This window comes from Pseudomonas sp. Rh2 (assembly GCF_040762985.1).
In the GTDB taxonomy this organism is placed as follows: domain Bacteria; phylum Pseudomonadota; class Gammaproteobacteria; order Pseudomonadales; family Pseudomonadaceae; genus Aquipseudomonas; species Aquipseudomonas taiwanensis.
In genome coordinates, this window is sequence record NZ_CP142890.1 from 4,827,713 (window position 1) to 4,843,459 (window position 15,747).

The following is a 15,747-nucleotide window of genomic DNA, read 5'->3' on the forward strand; positions in this document are numbered from 1 at the left end:
ACACATGCAATGGGAAGTTGTGATCGGGCTGGAGATTCATACCCAGCTGGCCACCCAGTCGAAGATTTTCTCCGGCAGCGCCACCACCTTCGGTTCCGAGCCGAACACCCAGGCCAGCCTGGTTGACCTGGGGATGCCCGGCGTACTGCCGGTGCTCAACCAGGAAGCCGTGCGCATGGCCTGCATGTTCGGCCTGGCGATCGACGCCGAGATCGGCAAGCGCAACGTGTTCGCGCGCAAGAACTACTTCTACCCCGACCTGCCCAAGGGTTATCAGATCAGCCAGATGGACCTGCCGATCGTCGGCAAGGGGCACCTGGACATCGCCCTGGAAGACGGCACCATCAAGCGTATCGGCATTACCCGTGCGCACCTGGAAGAAGACGCCGGCAAGAGCCTGCACGAAGATTTCAGCGGCTCCACCGGCATCGACCTGAACCGCGCCGGCACACCGCTGCTGGAAATCGTCTCCGAGCCAGACATGCGCAGCGCCAAGGAAGCCGTCGCCTACGTCAAGGCGATCCATGCTCTGGTGCGCTACTTGGGCATCTGCGACGGCAACATGGCCGAAGGTTCGCTGCGCTGCGACTGCAACGTGTCGGTGCGCCCGAAAGGTCAGACCGAGTTCGGCACCCGCTGCGAGATCAAGAACGTCAACTCGTTCCGCTTCATCGAACGCGCGATCAACAGCGAGATCCAGCGCCAGATCGACCTGATCGAGGACGGCGGCAAGGTGGTCCAGGAAACTCGCCTGTACGACCCGAACAAGGACGAGACCCGCTCCATGCGCAGCAAGGAGGAAGCCAACGACTACCGTTACTTCCCCGACCCAGACCTGCTGCCAGTGGTCATCGAGGACAGTTTCCTGGAAACCGTTCGCGCCGGCCTGCCGGAACTGCCACAGCAAAAGGTCGAGCGCTTCCAGAGCCAATACGGCCTGTCTGCGTACGATGCCAACGTGCTGGCCTCCAGCCGTGAGCAAGCCGACTACTTCGAAGAAGTGGCACGCGTTGGTGGCGATGCCAAGCTGGCCGCCAACTGGGTCATGGTCGAACTGGGCAGCCTGCTGAACAAGCTTGGCGTGGAAATCGACCAGTCCCCGGTCAGCGCCGCGCAACTGGGTGGCATGCTGCTGCGTATTCGCGACAACACCATCAGCGGCAAGATCGCCAAGACTGTGTTCGAAGCGATGGCCGCCGGTGAAGGCGATGCCGATGCCATCATCGAGAGCAAAGGCCTCAAGCAGGTCACCGACACCGGCGCTATCGACAAGATGCTCGACGAGATGCTGGCAGCCAATGCCGAGCAGGTCGAACAGTACCGCGCCGCCGACGAGGCCAAGCGCGGCAAGATGTTCGGCTTCTTCGTCGGCCAGGCGATGAAGGCGTCCAAGGGCAAGGCCAACCCTGGGCAAGTGAACCAATTGCTCAAAGCCAAGCTCGAAGGGTGATTGTTTTCCCCCTGTAGCCTGCGAGGGCCTGGCCCTCGTTCGCAGGTAAACCCGCTCCCACAGGACCGCGCCACGCTCAAGGGCAGCGCGCCCCTGGGGAGCGGCCCCACCGGCGAATGTAGCACCGGAGCATCCGACTTGCTAAAACGATCCCTCGGCACCCTCGCTCTCTTCTCCGTCCTGGCCGGCTGCGCCAGCCACGACATTGACCCCAGCGGTTACGATAAGACCGGCACCGCCTCCTATTACGGCGCTCGCCACCACGGCAAGCGCACCGCCAGCGGCGAACCTTTCAACCAGCATGGCCTCACCGCCGCCCACCGTAGCCTGCCCTTCGGCAGCCGCGTTCTGGTCACCAACCTGGCCAACCAACGCAGTGTGGTTGTGCGAATCAACGACCGTGGCCCGCACACGCGCGGCCGCCTGATCGACCTTTCACGTGCCGCCGCAGAAAAAATCGGCATGCTCCGTAGCGGAACGGCGCGAGTCCGGGTACAAGGTCTGAGCGACTGACTCGACTGGAGCCTCGACCATTTTCGACCTGGCCACCCTCCCCACCTTCAGCCTGCTGCAACTGGGCCTGGCCCTGCTATTGCTGATCGGCGGTGCCGAACTGATGGTGCGCGCCGCCCTGCGCCTGGCCCAACGCCTGCATGTGCGGCCGCTGATCATCGGCTTGAGCCTGGTGGCTTTCGGCAGCACCGCACCGCAACTGACGGTGAGCCTGCAAGCTGCCTATCAGGGCGCCCCGGACGTCGCCGTGGGCAGCGTGATCGGCAGCAACATTTTCAACGTGCTGGTCATTCTTGGCCTGGCGGCACTGATCATCCCCTTGCGGGTATCACGCCAACTGGTGCGCCTGGACATTCCGCTGATGATCGCCGCCAGCGCCTCGGTCTACGCGCTTGCAGCCAATGGTTACCTAGGCCGCCTGGAAGGGGGCCTGTTGCTCTTCGGCCTGGCGGGCTACCTGGCCATGCTCTGGCACCAGTCCCGCCACTATGCCCGCACCTACCCCGCGCCCAGCGTGGCCACGATCAGCACCCGGCGCTTCTGGTTTACCGTGACGCTGCAGATCCTGTTGGGCCTGGGCCTACTGAGCCTGGCCGGCCACTTGATGCTGGAAGCTGCCGTCGAAGTCGCCACCGACCTGGGACTGTCCGAACGCATCATCGGGCTCACCGTGGTGGCCGTGTGCACCTCCCTGCCAGAACTGGCCACCGCAATGATCGCCGCCTTGCGCGGCGAACGGGAAATCGCCGTGGGCACGGTCGTCGGCAGCAATCTGTTCAACCTGCTCGCGGTGCTCGGCCTGACCGCGACGATTGCCCCCGAGCCGCTTTCGATCTCGCCCAACGCCCTGGCCTTCGACCTGCCCGTGATGCTGGGCGTCGCAGCCCTGAGTCTGCCGGTGTTCTATTCCGGCTACCGGATCACCCGCGCCGAGGGCCTGGTGTTCCTGTGCCTGTACCTGGCCTATGGCCTGCACGTGGTGGCGTTCACCACAGGCATGCCACTGGCCGGCCGCCTGGAACGGCTGATGCTGTTCTATGTCTTGCCGGTGCTGGGCGTGGTGCTGCTGTACACCACGTTGCGCGCCTGGCGTCGCCAACACTAAGGAAAACAACATGGCCGAACACAACACCGGCGAACAGATTCGCCGCCAGGTGATGGGGGATGCATTCGTCGACCGCGCCCTGAACAACGCCACCGACTTTACCCAACCGCTGCAGGACTTCGTCAACCAACACGCCTGGGGCAGTGTCTGGGCTCGCGACGGGTTGCCGTTGAAGACCCGCAGCCTGATCACCCTGGCGACCCTGACGGCACTCAAGTGCCCGCAAGAGCTCAAGGGGCATGTGCGCGGGGCCTTGAACAATGGCTGTACGGTGGAGGAGATCCGCGAGGCGTTGCTGCATTGCGCAGTGTATGCCGGAGTACCCGCGGCGATCGATGCCTTCAGGGCAGCCCAGGAAGTAATCGACACCCACCAGGGTTGAACGATATATCGCCGTCACGCCGGCTCCCAACGTGCAGGAGCCGACGTGCCGGCGATAACGCCAGACCGTCTTACTTGGCTTGGCGCGCCTTCTTCATCTTGAAGGCCACCCACAACACAGCGATCCACGCCGGAATCAACAACACCGAGATACGAATCGGCGGGGTCAGGTACATCACCACCAGAATCAGCACGATGAACGCCAGGCACAGGTAGTTGGTCACCGGGTGACCCCAGCTGCGGTAGAACGGGTTGATACCCGCCGCCAGCTTGGCTTTACGGAACTTCAGGTGGGTAATGCTGATGCTGGCCCAGTTGATCACCAAGGCCGACACCGCCAGGGCCATCAACAGACCGAAGGCTTCACCTGGCATCAGGTAGTTGATCAGCACGCACATGCCGGTGGCGAACGCCGACACACCCAGCGCCGTCAGCGGCACGCCACGACGGCTGACCTTGAGCAGCTGCCGCGGCGCATCACCCTGGCTGGCCAGGCCGAACAGCATGCGGCTGTTGGCGTACACACAGCTGTTGTAGACCGACAGTGCAGCCGTCAGCACCACGATATTGAGGATGGTCGCGACCAGATCGCTGTCCAGCTCGTGGAAGATCATCACGAACGGGCTGCCGCCCTGCACGACCTTCTGCCACGGGTACAGCGACAGCAACACTGCCAGTGCACCGATGTAGAAAATCAGGATGCGGTACACCACCTGGTTGGTCGCCTTGGGGATGCTCTGGCGTGGGTTGTCTGCTTCGGCGGCGGTAATACCCACCAGCTCCAGGCCACCGAAGGAGAACATGATCACCGCCAAGGCCATGATCAAGCCAGTCACGCCGTTGGGGAAGAAACCACCGTACTGCCACAGGTTGGCCACGCTGGCGTCCGGCCCGCCGTGGCCACTGCTCAACAGCCAGGCACCAAAGCCGATCATGCTGACGATGGCTACCACCTTGACCAGCGCGAACCAGAACTCCAGCTCACCATAGACCTTAACCTGGGTCAGGTTGATGGCGTTGATCGCCACGAAGAAGATCGCCGCCGTGGCCCAGGTGGGAAAATCCGGCCACCAGTACTGCACGTAGATGCCCACGGCCGTCAGCTCGGCCATGCCTACCAGCACGTACACCACCCAGTAGTTCCAGCCCGATACGAAACCTGCGAACTCGCTCCAGTACTGGTGGGCGAAATGGCTGAAGCTGCCGGCGACCGGCTCTTCGACCACCATCTCGCCGAGCTGGCGCATGATGAAGAAGGCCATGAGGCCGGCAATGGCGTAGCCCAGCAGCACGGACGGGCCGGCCAGCTGGATGGTTTGGGCAATGCCCAGGAACAGCCCGGTGCCGATGGCCCCGCCCAGCGCGATCAACTGGATATGGCGATTCTTCAGCCCGCGCTGTAACCGCTCGGGCGTGCTCTGGTCTTGCATGAAGTGTCCTTTAGTCAGGAGGCCGTGTTGTTGGAGTTGTTTGCAGTCAAGGATCTAGATCCATCCGCCCCACTGCAAGATGAAAATGCCAATGTTGGTGGTAATCGCCGCCATTAGTGTGGTGATCACGATGATAGAAGCCGCCAGCTCATGATTGCCGTTGGCCGCCCGGGCCATGACATAACTGGCCGCAGCGGTCGGGCTGCCGATGTACAGGAACAGGATGCCCAGCTCGGCCCCACGGAACCCGCACAACCAGGCACCCAAGGTGCCGATCAACGGCAGCCAGAGCATCTTCACCAGGCTGGCGTCGATCGCCAGCCTGCCGCTGTCACGCAGGGCCGCCAGCGACAGGGTACCGCCGATACAGATGAGCGCCAGCGGCAGGGTCATCTGCGCCAGGTAATCACCCGAAGTCAAAAGCCAGTTAGGCAGCGGTACTTGCCCGTACGCCATGGGAGTGGCCACCAGCACGCTGATGATCAACGGGTTGCTGAAGATGCTCTTGCAAATGCTCCAGGGGTCGGACTTCAGGTCGGGGCTGTACACCGCCAGCACCACCGCCGACAGCGAGTTGTACATGAGGATGACCAGCCCCGCGAGCACCGCCCCCAGCGAGATGCCGTAGTCACCGTAGAGACTGGCCGCCAGGGCCAGGCCAATGACCCCGTTGTTGCCACGAAATGCCCCTTGGGTATAGATGCCCCGGTCGGCCAGCGGGCTACGCCAGATCGCCATGCCCCAGGCCAAGGCGAAACCGACCAGCGTGGCGACGATGAAATAGAGGATGACTCCAGGTTTGACTGCCGAAGCCAGGTCGGCGTGGTAGATACCCAGGAACAGCAACGCCGGCATGCAGACGTTGAACACCAACTGCGAGGCGACGCGATTGAAGTTGTCGTCGATCAGGTGAATGCGTTTGAGCAACACGCCCATGAACAACATGGCGAACACCGGGGCCGTGATGTTCAGCGTCTGGATAAGAAGGGCGAGCATGCGCAAGCGATCCTGATGGGAGTTGCCGTTAGGTGGCTAATGATACGCCAACGCGTCAGGAAATGCGGGGATCGTGGAGGACTATCGCGGACGTTTCTGCCTTTGCTGGCCTCCTCGCGGGCAAACCCGCTTCACAGGGATGTGCACCCCGTGGGCGTGAGTTTACCCGCGAAAGGGGCGGTGCAGGCAGCAGGAGGTCAACGGCGGACCGGGCGCTTCTGCAATTTGCGCTGCAAGGTCCGGCGGTGCATGCCCAGCGCCCGCGCAGTGGCGGAGATATTGCCTTCGTGTTCGTTGAGCACGCGCTGAATGTGTTCCCACTGCAAGCGGTCGACCGACATCGGGTTTTCCGGCACCAAGGTATCGAGGTCGGTATGTTCCGAGAGCAGCGCCGTCAGCACATCGTCCGCGTCGGCTGGTTTGCACAGGTAGTTGCAGGCACCGCGCTTGACCGCCTCGACCGCCGTGGCAATGCTCGAGTAACCGGTCAGGATCACCACACGCATTTCCGGGTCCAGCTCCAGAAGCTTGGGCAGCAGCACCAGACCGGAATCGCCTTCCATCTTCAGGTCCAACGTGGCGTAGTCCGGCAAGTCCTGCTGGGCCAGAATCAGCCCTTCTTCAGCGGAACTGGCCGTGCTGACACGGAACCCCCGACGGCTCATGGCACGGGCCATGACCCGAGTGAAGGTGGCATCGTCATCCACCAGCAACAGGTGGGGCAATTCTTCGCCTTCGACCTGGTTTTCTTCGCTCATCTTTCATCTCCTCGCTTGCCATAGGGCAGGCGCAGTTCGGTCAGGGTGCCACCCTGTTCATGACTATAGAGTTTCACCGAACCGCCCGCACGGGTCACGCTGGCCTTGCTCAAGAACAGGCCCAGGCCGAAGCCTTTGCCCTTGGTGGTGATAAAGGGTTTGCCGATGGCCTCGGCAATGGCCGGCGGCACGCCCGGGCCATGGTCACGGATGCTGATGACGATGTCCTGGGCGTCCCAGTCCAAGCGCACTTCCAAGTCACCCGGACAGGCATCGGCGGCATTGTTCAGCAGGTTCAGCAGGGCCTGGGTCAAATCCGGCGGCGGGGTCAGGCGAGGCACCTGGCCGTCTCGCAGGCGCTGGAACCGGTAGCTGGCTTCCGGGCGCATCAGGTGCCAGCGGTTGAGCGCCTCGTCGAGCCAGGCGGTAACGTCCTGCTCGACCACCGCCATGCGTCGGTTGGCCTCGGCTGCCCGCACCAGTTGCTGCAGGGTTTCCTTGCACAGTTTGACCTGGTCCTGAAGGATCTGCAGATCTTCCTGCAGCATCGGGTCCGAATGGTCCTGGCGCATTTCATTGAGCAGGACGCTCATGGTCGCCAGCGGCGTGCCCAACTCATGGGCCGCGCCTGCCGCCTGGGTGGCCACGGCCAGCAACTGCTCGTCGCGCAGGCTTTCTTCCCGCCGCTCGGAACGCAGTTGCTCCTGGCGACGCAGCTCTTCGGCCATGCGGGCGGCGAAGAAGGTGATCACCGCTGCCGCCAGCGCGATGCTCAGCCACATGCCGTACACCTGCATCTTGTCCCGCGCCATCGGCAACCCTTCGAGCGGGTAGAACTGCACCAGCAACAGGCTGTAGGCCGTCAGCGCGATGCCAGAGAGAATCAGCGAGTAGAGCCATGGCAGGGTCACTGCGGCAATCGCCAACGGCACCAGGTAATACGACACGAACGGGTTGGTCGAGCCGCCCGAGTAATAAAGCAACGCACTGTGAATCAGCAGGTCACAGGCCAGTTGCAAGGCGTATTCCAGCTCGGTGACTGGCAGCGACAGGCGCAGGCGCAACGCGGTGAACGCGCACAGGATGGATGAGAGTGCCAACGTCGCCGCCAGCGAGAACCAGGGCAGCGGCAGCAGTTCGGTCCAGTAGGCGACGCCCACCGAGCCGGCCTGGGCAGCCAGGACCAGCACGCGAATGACGGTCAGGCGCCAGAGGTTCTGACGGGTAGCGGATAGCGGTTGTACGGCGGCGAGCATGAGCTCTCCTGATGAGTGCTCCAGGAAAATCGGCTGGAGTATACCGAAGCCAGGCGCTTCGCTGCAGCGATGCGGCAAAGCGCCACACTTTGTCACAGGTTCATGATGGCACTTTTGAACCCACTACACTGTTCCCGGTCTGATGGGCCATGCGTGGAAAGGAACGCCCAAGCCCACGCCTTTTATTGCCAAGGAGTCCTACATGCAAATTTCCCGTCGCGGCGCCGCCCTGGTCATGTCTTGCGGCCTGCTCGCCAGCTTGCCTGCACTGGCCGCCGATGAGCCACGCTACAACCAGGTGTCGCTGCGCGCCGAAGTCAGCAAGGAAGTCCCACGCGACTTGATGGTGGTGACCCTTTACAGCGAAGCGCAGAACACCGACCCAGGCAAGCTGGCCAAGCAGATCACCGAAACCCTGAACACGTCCATCCAGCAGGCCCGTCAGGTCAAGGACGTGAAGATCAGCCAGGGCAGCCGCAACAGCTACCCGGTATACGACAGCAAAGGCCAGAAGATCACCGGCTGGCGCGAACGTGCCGAGCTGCGCCTTGAGAGCGCCGACTTCCCGGCCTTGTCGCAGCTGACCGCCGACTTGCTGCAGAACATGAAAATGGGCGGCATGGACTTCTCCATCGCCGCAGCCACCCGCAAGGCCAGCGAGGATGCCCTGCTCAAGGACGCCGTCGAGGCCTTCAAGGCACGCGCCCAACTGGCCACCGAGGCCCTGGGTGGCAAGGGCTACAAGGTGGTCAGCCTGAACCTCAACAGTAGCGGCTACCCACGCCCGTACCTGCGTAGCGCGCCCATGGCGATGAAAGCCATGGGTGCCGACGAAGCGGCCCCGGCGCCGGACATCGAGGCCGGCACCAGTGAAGTCAGCATGAACGCCGATGGCCTGATCGAAGTGCAAATGCCCTGACCCATCCCTTGAGGGGCGCCATGCGCCCCTCTCGCGGCACAAAGCCGCACACGCAGCGCTCTAACTTAGTAATTTCAGACATTTCCTACGCACGAAAACGGTGCGTCCTACGTATCATCCCGCCTCGAAATAATCAGCAAAATGCCATCTTTCGGCCTGCGCAAACGTTCAACTTGCGTGAAAGTTACATGAATGCGACATCCATGTACGGTCGTACTACTTTTCTGGCGCCAACTATCCTCCTGACTGTTGCATTGGGAATACCCCCTGCATAAGTATCCGCAGGTCGGCTCACGAGGCCACCTCAACTGAAAAAAATGACAACAATGAGGCCACCATGCTCAAACACGCAGTCATTCCGTTCCTGGTCGGCGCAGGCTTGCTAGCCGGCGCCCCCTTCGCCCAAGCCGCATCCAACCTGGTGTTCTGCTCCGAGGGCAGTCCAGCCGGCTTCGACCCTGGGCAGTACACCACGGGAACCGACTTCGACGCCTCGGCTGAAACCGTGTTCAACCGCCTGACCCAGTTCGAACGCGGCGGTACCGCGGTCATCCCGGGGCTCGCGACCAAGTGGGAAGTGTCTGACGACGGCAAGACCTATACCTTCCATCTGCGTGAAGGGGTCAAGTTCCACACCACCGACTACTTCAAGCCAACCCGGGCGTTCAACGCCGACGACGTGCTGTTCACCTTCAAGCGCATGCTCGACAAGAACCACCCCTTCCGTAAAGCCTACCCCACCGAATTCCCGTACTTCACCGACATGGGCATGGACAAGAACATCGCCAAGGTGGAGAAACTCGACGATCACACCGTGCGTTTCACCCTCAATGAGGTCGATGCCGCGTTCATTCAGAACCTGGCCATGAGCTTCGCCTCCATTCAGTCGGCCGAGTACGCCGACCAGTTGCTCAAGCAAGGCAAGGCCGCCGACATCAACCAGAAGCCCATCGGCACGGGCCCGTTCGTGTTCAGCAAGTACCAGAAGGACGCGCAGATCCGCTTCAAGGGCAACAAGGACTACTGGAAGCCTGAGGACGTGAAGATCGACAACCTGATCTTCGCCATCACCACCGATGCCTCGGTGCGCATGCAGAAACTGAAGAAGAACGAGTGTCAGGTCACCCTGTTCCCGCGCCCGGCGGACATCGAGCCGCTCAAAGAGGACAAGAACCTGCAGATGCCACAGCAGGCCGGTTTCAACCTGGGCTATATCGCCTACAACGTGATGGACAAGGTCAAGGGCAGCAACGAACCCAACCCGCTGTCCCAGCTCAAGGTCCGCGAAGCGCTGGATATGGCCGTGGACAAGAAGAAGATCATCGAATCGGTCTACCAGGGCGCCGGCCAGCTTGCCGTCAACGCCATGCCGCCGACCCAGTGGTCCTACGACGACAGCATCAAGGACGCCGCCTACGACCCGGAGAAAGCCAAGCAACTGCTCAAGGAAGCGGGTATCAAGGAAGGCACCGAGATCACCCTGTGGGCGATGCCGGTTCAACGTCCCTACAACCCCAACGCCAAGTTGATGGCCGAAATGCTGCAGTCCGACTGGGGCAAGATTGGTATCAAGGCCAAGATCGTCAGCTACGAATGGGGTGAGTACATCAAGCGTTCCAAGGGCGGCGAGCAGGGTGCGATGCTGATTGGCTGGAGCGGCGACAACGGTGACCCGGACAACTGGCTCGGTACCCTCTACGGTTGCGATGCCATTGACGGCAACAACTTCTCCAAGTGGTGCTACAAGCCCTATGACGACCTGATCAAGCAGGCCAAGGCCACCTCCGACCAGGGCAAACGCACCGAGCTGTACCAGAAGGCGCAACACATCCTCAAGGAACAGGTACCCATCACACCTATCGCGCACTCCACCGTGTATCAGCCAATGAGCGCCAAGGTGAAGGACTTCAAGATCAGTCCGTTCGCGTTGAACTCGTTCTACGGCGTCAGTGTAGACAAGTAGCACCGCAACCTTCGCCCCTTCCCCTACATGCAGCCCACCCCGACGCTACCCGCGTCGGGTTTGGGTCCCTGTTGCCGCAATTCGTACCCCGAGGCGGCGAGAACAGCTGGAAAAGGAATTGCCATGCGCCACGTTACCCGTCTTTCGACCCTGCTTGCCCTCAGCCTGCTGGCCCAGGCCCCTGCCCTCCAGGCCAAGAGCCTGGTGTTCTGCTCGGAGGGCAGTCCGGCAGGGTTCGACACAGCCCAGTACACCAGCGCCACCGACAATGACGCCGCCGAGCCGATCTACAACCGACTGGTCGAGTTCGAGCGCGGCGGCACAGCGGTACAACCCGCCCTGGCTACCCGATGGGAAGTATCCGATGACGGCCTGCGCTACACCTTCCACCTGCGCGAAGGGGTCAAGTTCCACGCCAACAAGGTTTTCACCCCAAGCCGCGACTTCAATGCCGAGGATGTGCTGTTCACTTTCAACCGCATGCTCGACAAGCAGCACCCGTTCCGTAAGGGCTACCCCACTGAGTTCCCCTACTTCGTCAGCATGGGCCTGGACAAGAACATCGCCCGTGTCGAGAAAACCGACCCGCACACCGTGGTGTTCACCCTCAACCGCGTCGATGCCGCGTTCATCCAGAACCTGGCCATGAGCTTCGCCTCGATACTGTCCGCCGAGTACGCCCAACAACTGCTGGCCAGCGGCCGCCCCAGCGACATCAACCAGCAACCGATCGGCACTGGCCCCTTCGTATTCCAGCGCTACCAGAAAGACGCGCAGATCCGCTTCAAGGGCAACAAAGACTACTGGGCAGCGGATGAGGTCAAGATCGACAACCTGGTGTTCTCGATCAACGTCGACCCTTCGGTGCGCATTCAGAGGCTGCGCCGCAATGAATGCCAGGTCACCCTGCACCCGCGCCCGGCAGACCTGCCAGCGCTCAGGGGAGACGACCGGTTGCAGGTGCTCCGGCAACCTGGCTTCAACCTCGGCTACATCGCCTACAACACCCAACATCCACCGTTCGACCGGCTGGAAGTCCGCCAGGCCATGGACATGGCGGTGAACAAACAGGCGATTCTCCAGGCGGTGTATCAGGACTCCGGCCAACAGGCGGTCAACGCCATGCCGCCCACTCAATGGTCCTATGACCAAACCATCAAGGATGCCCCGTTCGACCCGGCCAAAGCCAAGGCCCTGCTGCAACAGGCCGGTGTCAAGGAAGGCACCGAAGTTACCCTGTGGGCCATGCCGGTGCAACGCCCCTACAACCCCAACGCCAAGCTCATGGCCGAGATGCTGCAGGCCGACTGGAGCAAGCTCGGCTTCAAGGTGCGCATCGTCAGCTACGAGTGGGGCGAGTACCTCAAGCGCATGAAGAGCGGTGAACACGATATCGCCCTGATCGGCTGGACCGGTGACAACGGCGACCCGGACAACTGGCTGGGCACCCTCTACAACTGTGATGCCATCGGCAGCAACAACTACTCGCTGTGGTGCGACCCGCAGTACGACAGCCTGGTGAAGAAAGCCAAGCAAGTCACCGACCGCGCCGAACGCACGGCGCTTTACCAACAGGCCCAGCAGCGCCTCAAGCAGCAGGTGCCGATCACGCCGGTGGCGCATTCCACCGTCAACCAGCCGATCAGCGCCAAGGTCGCCGACTTTCGGGTCAGCCCGTTTGGCCGCAACGACTTCTCGGGTGTGAGCATCGACTGACCTGCAACCGATACCGGTCCTATCGCCGGCAAGCCAGCGCCTGCACGGGCTGTGGCTGCTGGAGCCGGCTTGCCGGCGAGAAGGCCGGTACAGACGAAGAACATGCCCGGCGATCCCGTGGCAACCCTGGCAACACCGCAGCAAACACCCCAGCCCACGAGGCCTGGTGAGAACTAAAAGAAAAGAAAGGGAGCTTTACTTTGAAACGTTTCACGATAACCGCGCTGGCCTTATCCATCGGCACCTTCTGCGCCATGGCACAGGCCGAAACCCAGAGCCAGGACTACGTTCCGTTCAGCCTGAAAAGCACCAGCGAGCAGGACGATGCCAAAGGCTTCATCGACGGCCAGAGCCTATCCGGCAGCACCCGTAACTGGTACGCCCGCGAGCGCGCCACCCGCGCTCCGCTGTGGAAGTATTACAAGAGCGATGGCACCCGCCACGACACCCACAGCCGGGACAACTGGCTGCAAGGCACCATCCTCAACTACAGCTCGGGCTTCACCCAGGGCACCGTGGGCTTCGCCGTGGAAGCGGCCGGCTACAACGCCATCGCCCTGGAACAGGGCCGCGCGGCAGTCGCCGGCCCCAACAACCGTACCCTGACCCACAGCGATGGCGACCCCATCGGCCAGTGGAGCAAGATGGGCCTGGCCAACGTCAAGGCACGCGTGTCCAACACCACCCTCACCGTGGGCCGCCAATCCGTCGACACACCGATGATCGCCTTCATCGGTAACCGTGCCCTGCCATCGAGCTTCCAGGGTGCATTCCTGCACAGCGCCGAGTTCGACAACCTTTCGTTCGATCTCGGCACCTTCGACCGGGTCTCCCCGCGTACCGAGCAGAGCCTGAGCAAATTCCGCAGCGAGTACAGCGCCACCGGTGTCGAAACCGACCGTGCCAGCACCGCCGGGGTCAACTACCAGCCGCTCAAGAGCCTGACTACCAGCCTGTACGCCACCAAGGTCGATGATTTCTGGAACCAGTACTACTTCGGTGCCAACCACGTGCTGGGTGACAGCGCGGTGCTTAGCCTGACCACCGGCCTGAACTACTACAAGACCGTGGACGAAGGCAGCAAGAAGATGGGTGACATCGACAACGACACCTACAGCCTGTCGCTTGGCCTGACTCACCAGGCCCACACCCTCGCCGCCTCGTGGCAGCAGGTGAACGGCAACGAGTACTTCGACTACCTGCACGAGACCAACGGCATCTACCTGGCCAACTCGCTGCTGTCGGACTTCAACGGCCCGAACGAGAAATCCCTGCAGATTTCCTACGTACTGAACATGGCGCCCTACGGCGTGCCTGGCCTGAAGTTCAACCTGTACAACGCCCGAGGCTGGGGCATCGACGGTACTCACTACCGCGGCACCGCCTACGACGTGAATGGACTGGATGGCGAGACCCATTACGAGTGGGGGATCGGCACCAGCTACGCGGTACAGAGCGGGCCACTGAAAGACACCAGCATCCGCGCCACCTACACCGCGCACCGGGCCAGCAAGGCCCAGGGTGATGGCAGCCTGGACGAACTGCGTATCGTCACCACCATTCCGTTCAACATTCTGTAACCGCTGACGCCACGGCCCGCTCCACCTCGGGCCGTGGCGGCTACGCTGGAAACAATGCAAGCAGGGAGTTTCCATGAAATCGTTACCGCTCCGCGCTGCCCTCGCAGCGGTCATCCTGGGCAGTGCCACGCACCTGGCGGCCAAGCCGCTGGTGGTATGCACCGAAGCCAGCCCGGAAGGCTTCGACATCGTCCAGTACACCACGGCGGTCACCGCCGACGCCGCGGCCGAGACCGTATTCAACCGTCTGGTCGACTTCAAGCCCGGCACCACTGATATCCAGCCCGCCCTGGCCGAGCGTTGGGACGTCTCGCCAGACGGCCTGACCTATACCTTCCACCTGCGCGAAGGCGTCAAGTTCCACACCACCGACTACTTCACGCCTACCCGCGATTTCAACGCCGACGACGTGCTGTGGAGCCTGAACCGCCAGCTCGACCCGAACCACCCGTGGCACGCCAAGAGCAGCGTCGGCTACCCATACTTCGAAAGCATGGCCTTCAAGGAACTGCTCAAGTCGGTGGAAAAGACCGACGATCGCACCGTGGTGATCACACTCACCCGACCGGAGGCACCGTTCCTGCGTGACATGGCCATGGCCTTCACCTCGATCTACTCCGCCGAATACGGCGACCAGTTGCTCAAGGCGGGAAAGACCGGCGACCTCAACAGCAAGCCCATCGGCACAGGTCCCTTCGTCTTCCAGCGCTACAACAAGGACGCCCAGGTCCGCTACAAAGCCAACCCGGACTATTTCCGCGGCAAGCCACCGGCCGACTCGCTGATCTTCGCCATCGCCACCGACAGCAACGTGCGCCTGCAGAAACTGCGCGCCAACGAATGCCAGGTGGCGTTGTACCCCAAGCCAGACGATGTGCCGTCGATCAAGGCGGACCCCAAGCTGAAGGTCGACGAGATCGAAGCACTGGTCACCGGTTACATCTCGATGAATACCGAGCACAAGTACCTGAGCGATGTGCGCGTGCGCAAAGCCATCAACATGGCCTTCGACCGCCAGACCCACGTTGACCAGCTATTCGGCAAGGGCAACGCACTGGTCGGCGTGAACCCCTACCCACCGACCATGATCGGCTACAACACCGACAACAAGAACCCGCCTCGCGACTTGGCCAAGGCCCGCGAGTTGCTCAAGCAAGCGGGTGTACCCGAAGGCACCGTGATCACCCTGTTCACCCGCAATGGCGGCGGCCCGACCAACCCCAACCCACGGCTGTCCGCCGAGATGCTGCAGGCCGACCTCAAGCAGATCGGCCTCAAGCTGGATATCCGCGTGATGGAATGGGCCGAGATGCTGCGCAGGGCGAAGAACGGTGAAGCCGACCTGGTGTCCACCGGGTGGGCCGGCGACAACGGCGACCCGGACAACTTCCTCAGTCCACTGCTCAGCTGCGATGCCGCCAAAAGCGGCGAGAACTACGCGCGCTGGTGCAACCCCAGATTCCAGGAGCTGATCACCCGCGCCCGCGAAGTGATCGACAACGACCAACGCGCAAGGCTCTATGCCGAGGCTTTGAAGGTGTACGATGACGATCAACCCTGGATCAGCATGGCCCATCCGAAGATGTTCACCGCCATGCGTGACAACGTGGAGGGTTACGTGATCAACCCTCTGACCAACAACAACTTCGCCACCACCAAGGTGAAGTAGAACAACAACGA

13 protein-coding genes are annotated in these 15,747 nt (G+C 62.1%); 9 read left to right on the top strand and 4 right to left on the bottom strand.

All coding sequences use genetic code 11. The features are described 5' to 3' along the window. The first annotated feature begins 4 nt into the window (after nucleotides 1–4). The 4 genes from gatB to VXM67_RS22075 all read left to right on the top strand — a co-directional run bounded on the left by gatB (nucleotide 5) and on the right by VXM67_RS22075 (nucleotide 3,450). Nucleotides 5–1,450: an Asp-tRNA(Asn)/Glu-tRNA(Gln) amidotransferase subunit GatB gene (gatB, locus tag VXM67_RS22060; RefSeq protein WP_023382164.1), complete on the top strand. Its 1,446-nt coding sequence runs from the start codon at nucleotides 5–7 to the stop codon at nucleotides 1,448–1,450. A 138-nt stretch (nucleotides 1,451–1,588) separates the two neighbouring features. Then, on the top strand, nucleotides 1,589–1,963 hold the full coding sequence (locus tag VXM67_RS22065) for a septal ring lytic transglycosylase RlpA family protein (protein ID WP_023382165.1): 375 nt from the start codon (nucleotides 1,589–1,591) through the stop codon (nucleotides 1,961–1,963). 61 nt (nucleotides 1,964–2,024) lie between these two features. Then, on the top strand, nucleotides 2,025–3,068 hold the full coding sequence (locus tag VXM67_RS22070) for a calcium/sodium antiporter (RefSeq protein WP_367237720.1): 1,044 nt from the start codon (nucleotides 2,025–2,027) through the stop codon (nucleotides 3,066–3,068). A 10-nt stretch (nucleotides 3,069–3,078) separates the two neighbouring features. Beyond that, nucleotides 3,079–3,450, top strand: coding sequence for a carboxymuconolactone decarboxylase family protein (locus tag VXM67_RS22075; protein ID WP_023382167.1), 372 nt, complete (start codon nucleotides 3,079–3,081; stop codon nucleotides 3,448–3,450). Between the two features lie 70 nt (nucleotides 3,451–3,520). Here the strand turns inward: VXM67_RS22075 and VXM67_RS22080 are convergent, their stop codons facing one another. The 4 genes from VXM67_RS22080 to VXM67_RS22095 all read right to left on the bottom strand — a co-directional run bounded on the left by VXM67_RS22080 (nucleotide 3,521) and on the right by VXM67_RS22095 (nucleotide 7,889). Next, nucleotides 3,521–4,879, bottom strand: coding sequence for an amino acid permease (locus tag VXM67_RS22080; RefSeq protein WP_023382168.1), 1,359 nt, complete (start codon nucleotides 4,877–4,879; stop codon nucleotides 3,521–3,523). Between the two features lie 54 nt (nucleotides 4,880–4,933). Next, nucleotides 4,934–5,875 carry an AEC family transporter gene (locus VXM67_RS22085; protein ID WP_023382169.1) on the bottom strand — a complete coding sequence of 314 codons (942 nt, stop codon included), beginning with the start codon at nucleotides 5,873–5,875 and terminating at the stop codon, nucleotides 4,934–4,936. 197 nt (nucleotides 5,876–6,072) lie between these two features. Then, a complete protein-coding gene (locus VXM67_RS22090) occupies nucleotides 6,073–6,633 on the bottom strand; it encodes a response regulator transcription factor (RefSeq protein WP_027906591.1) in 561 nt (186 codons plus the stop codon). After that, nucleotides 6,630–7,889, bottom strand: coding sequence for an ATP-binding protein (locus tag VXM67_RS22095; protein WP_367237374.1), 1,260 nt, complete (start codon nucleotides 7,887–7,889; stop codon nucleotides 6,630–6,632). Before VXM67_RS22095 ends, VXM67_RS22090 begins: the two co-directional genes overlap by 4 nt. A 202-nt stretch (nucleotides 7,890–8,091) precedes the next feature. Between VXM67_RS22095 and VXM67_RS22100 the strand changes: the two genes are divergently transcribed. From VXM67_RS22100 to VXM67_RS22120, 5 genes are all read left to right on the top strand, one after another. After that, nucleotides 8,092–8,808 (top strand): SIMPL domain-containing protein, encoded by a 717-nt coding sequence (locus VXM67_RS22100; RefSeq protein WP_023382171.1) that lies wholly within the window; start codon nucleotides 8,092–8,094, stop codon nucleotides 8,806–8,808. Nucleotides 8,809–9,145: 337 nt separating this feature from the next. Then, a complete protein-coding gene (locus tag VXM67_RS22105; RefSeq protein WP_367237375.1) occupies nucleotides 9,146–10,771 on the top strand; it encodes an ABC transporter substrate-binding protein in 1,626 nt (541 codons plus the stop codon). A 123-nt stretch (nucleotides 10,772–10,894) separates the two neighbouring features. After that, on the top strand, nucleotides 10,895–12,487 hold the full coding sequence (locus VXM67_RS22110; protein ID WP_367237376.1) for an ABC transporter substrate-binding protein: 1,593 nt from the start codon (nucleotides 10,895–10,897) through the stop codon (nucleotides 12,485–12,487). A 200-nt stretch (nucleotides 12,488–12,687) separates the two neighbouring features. Then, a complete protein-coding gene (locus VXM67_RS22115) occupies nucleotides 12,688–14,067 on the top strand; it encodes an OprD family porin (RefSeq protein ID WP_023382174.1) in 1,380 nt (459 codons plus the stop codon). A gap of 73 nt (nucleotides 14,068–14,140) precedes the next feature. Next, the gene (locus tag VXM67_RS22120) at nucleotides 14,141–15,736 is read left to right on the top strand and encodes an ABC transporter substrate-binding protein (RefSeq protein ID WP_023382175.1); all 1,596 of its coding nucleotides are present in this window, start codon (nucleotides 14,141–14,143) and stop codon (nucleotides 15,734–15,736) included. The last annotated feature ends 11 nt before the right edge of the window (nucleotides 15,737–15,747 follow it).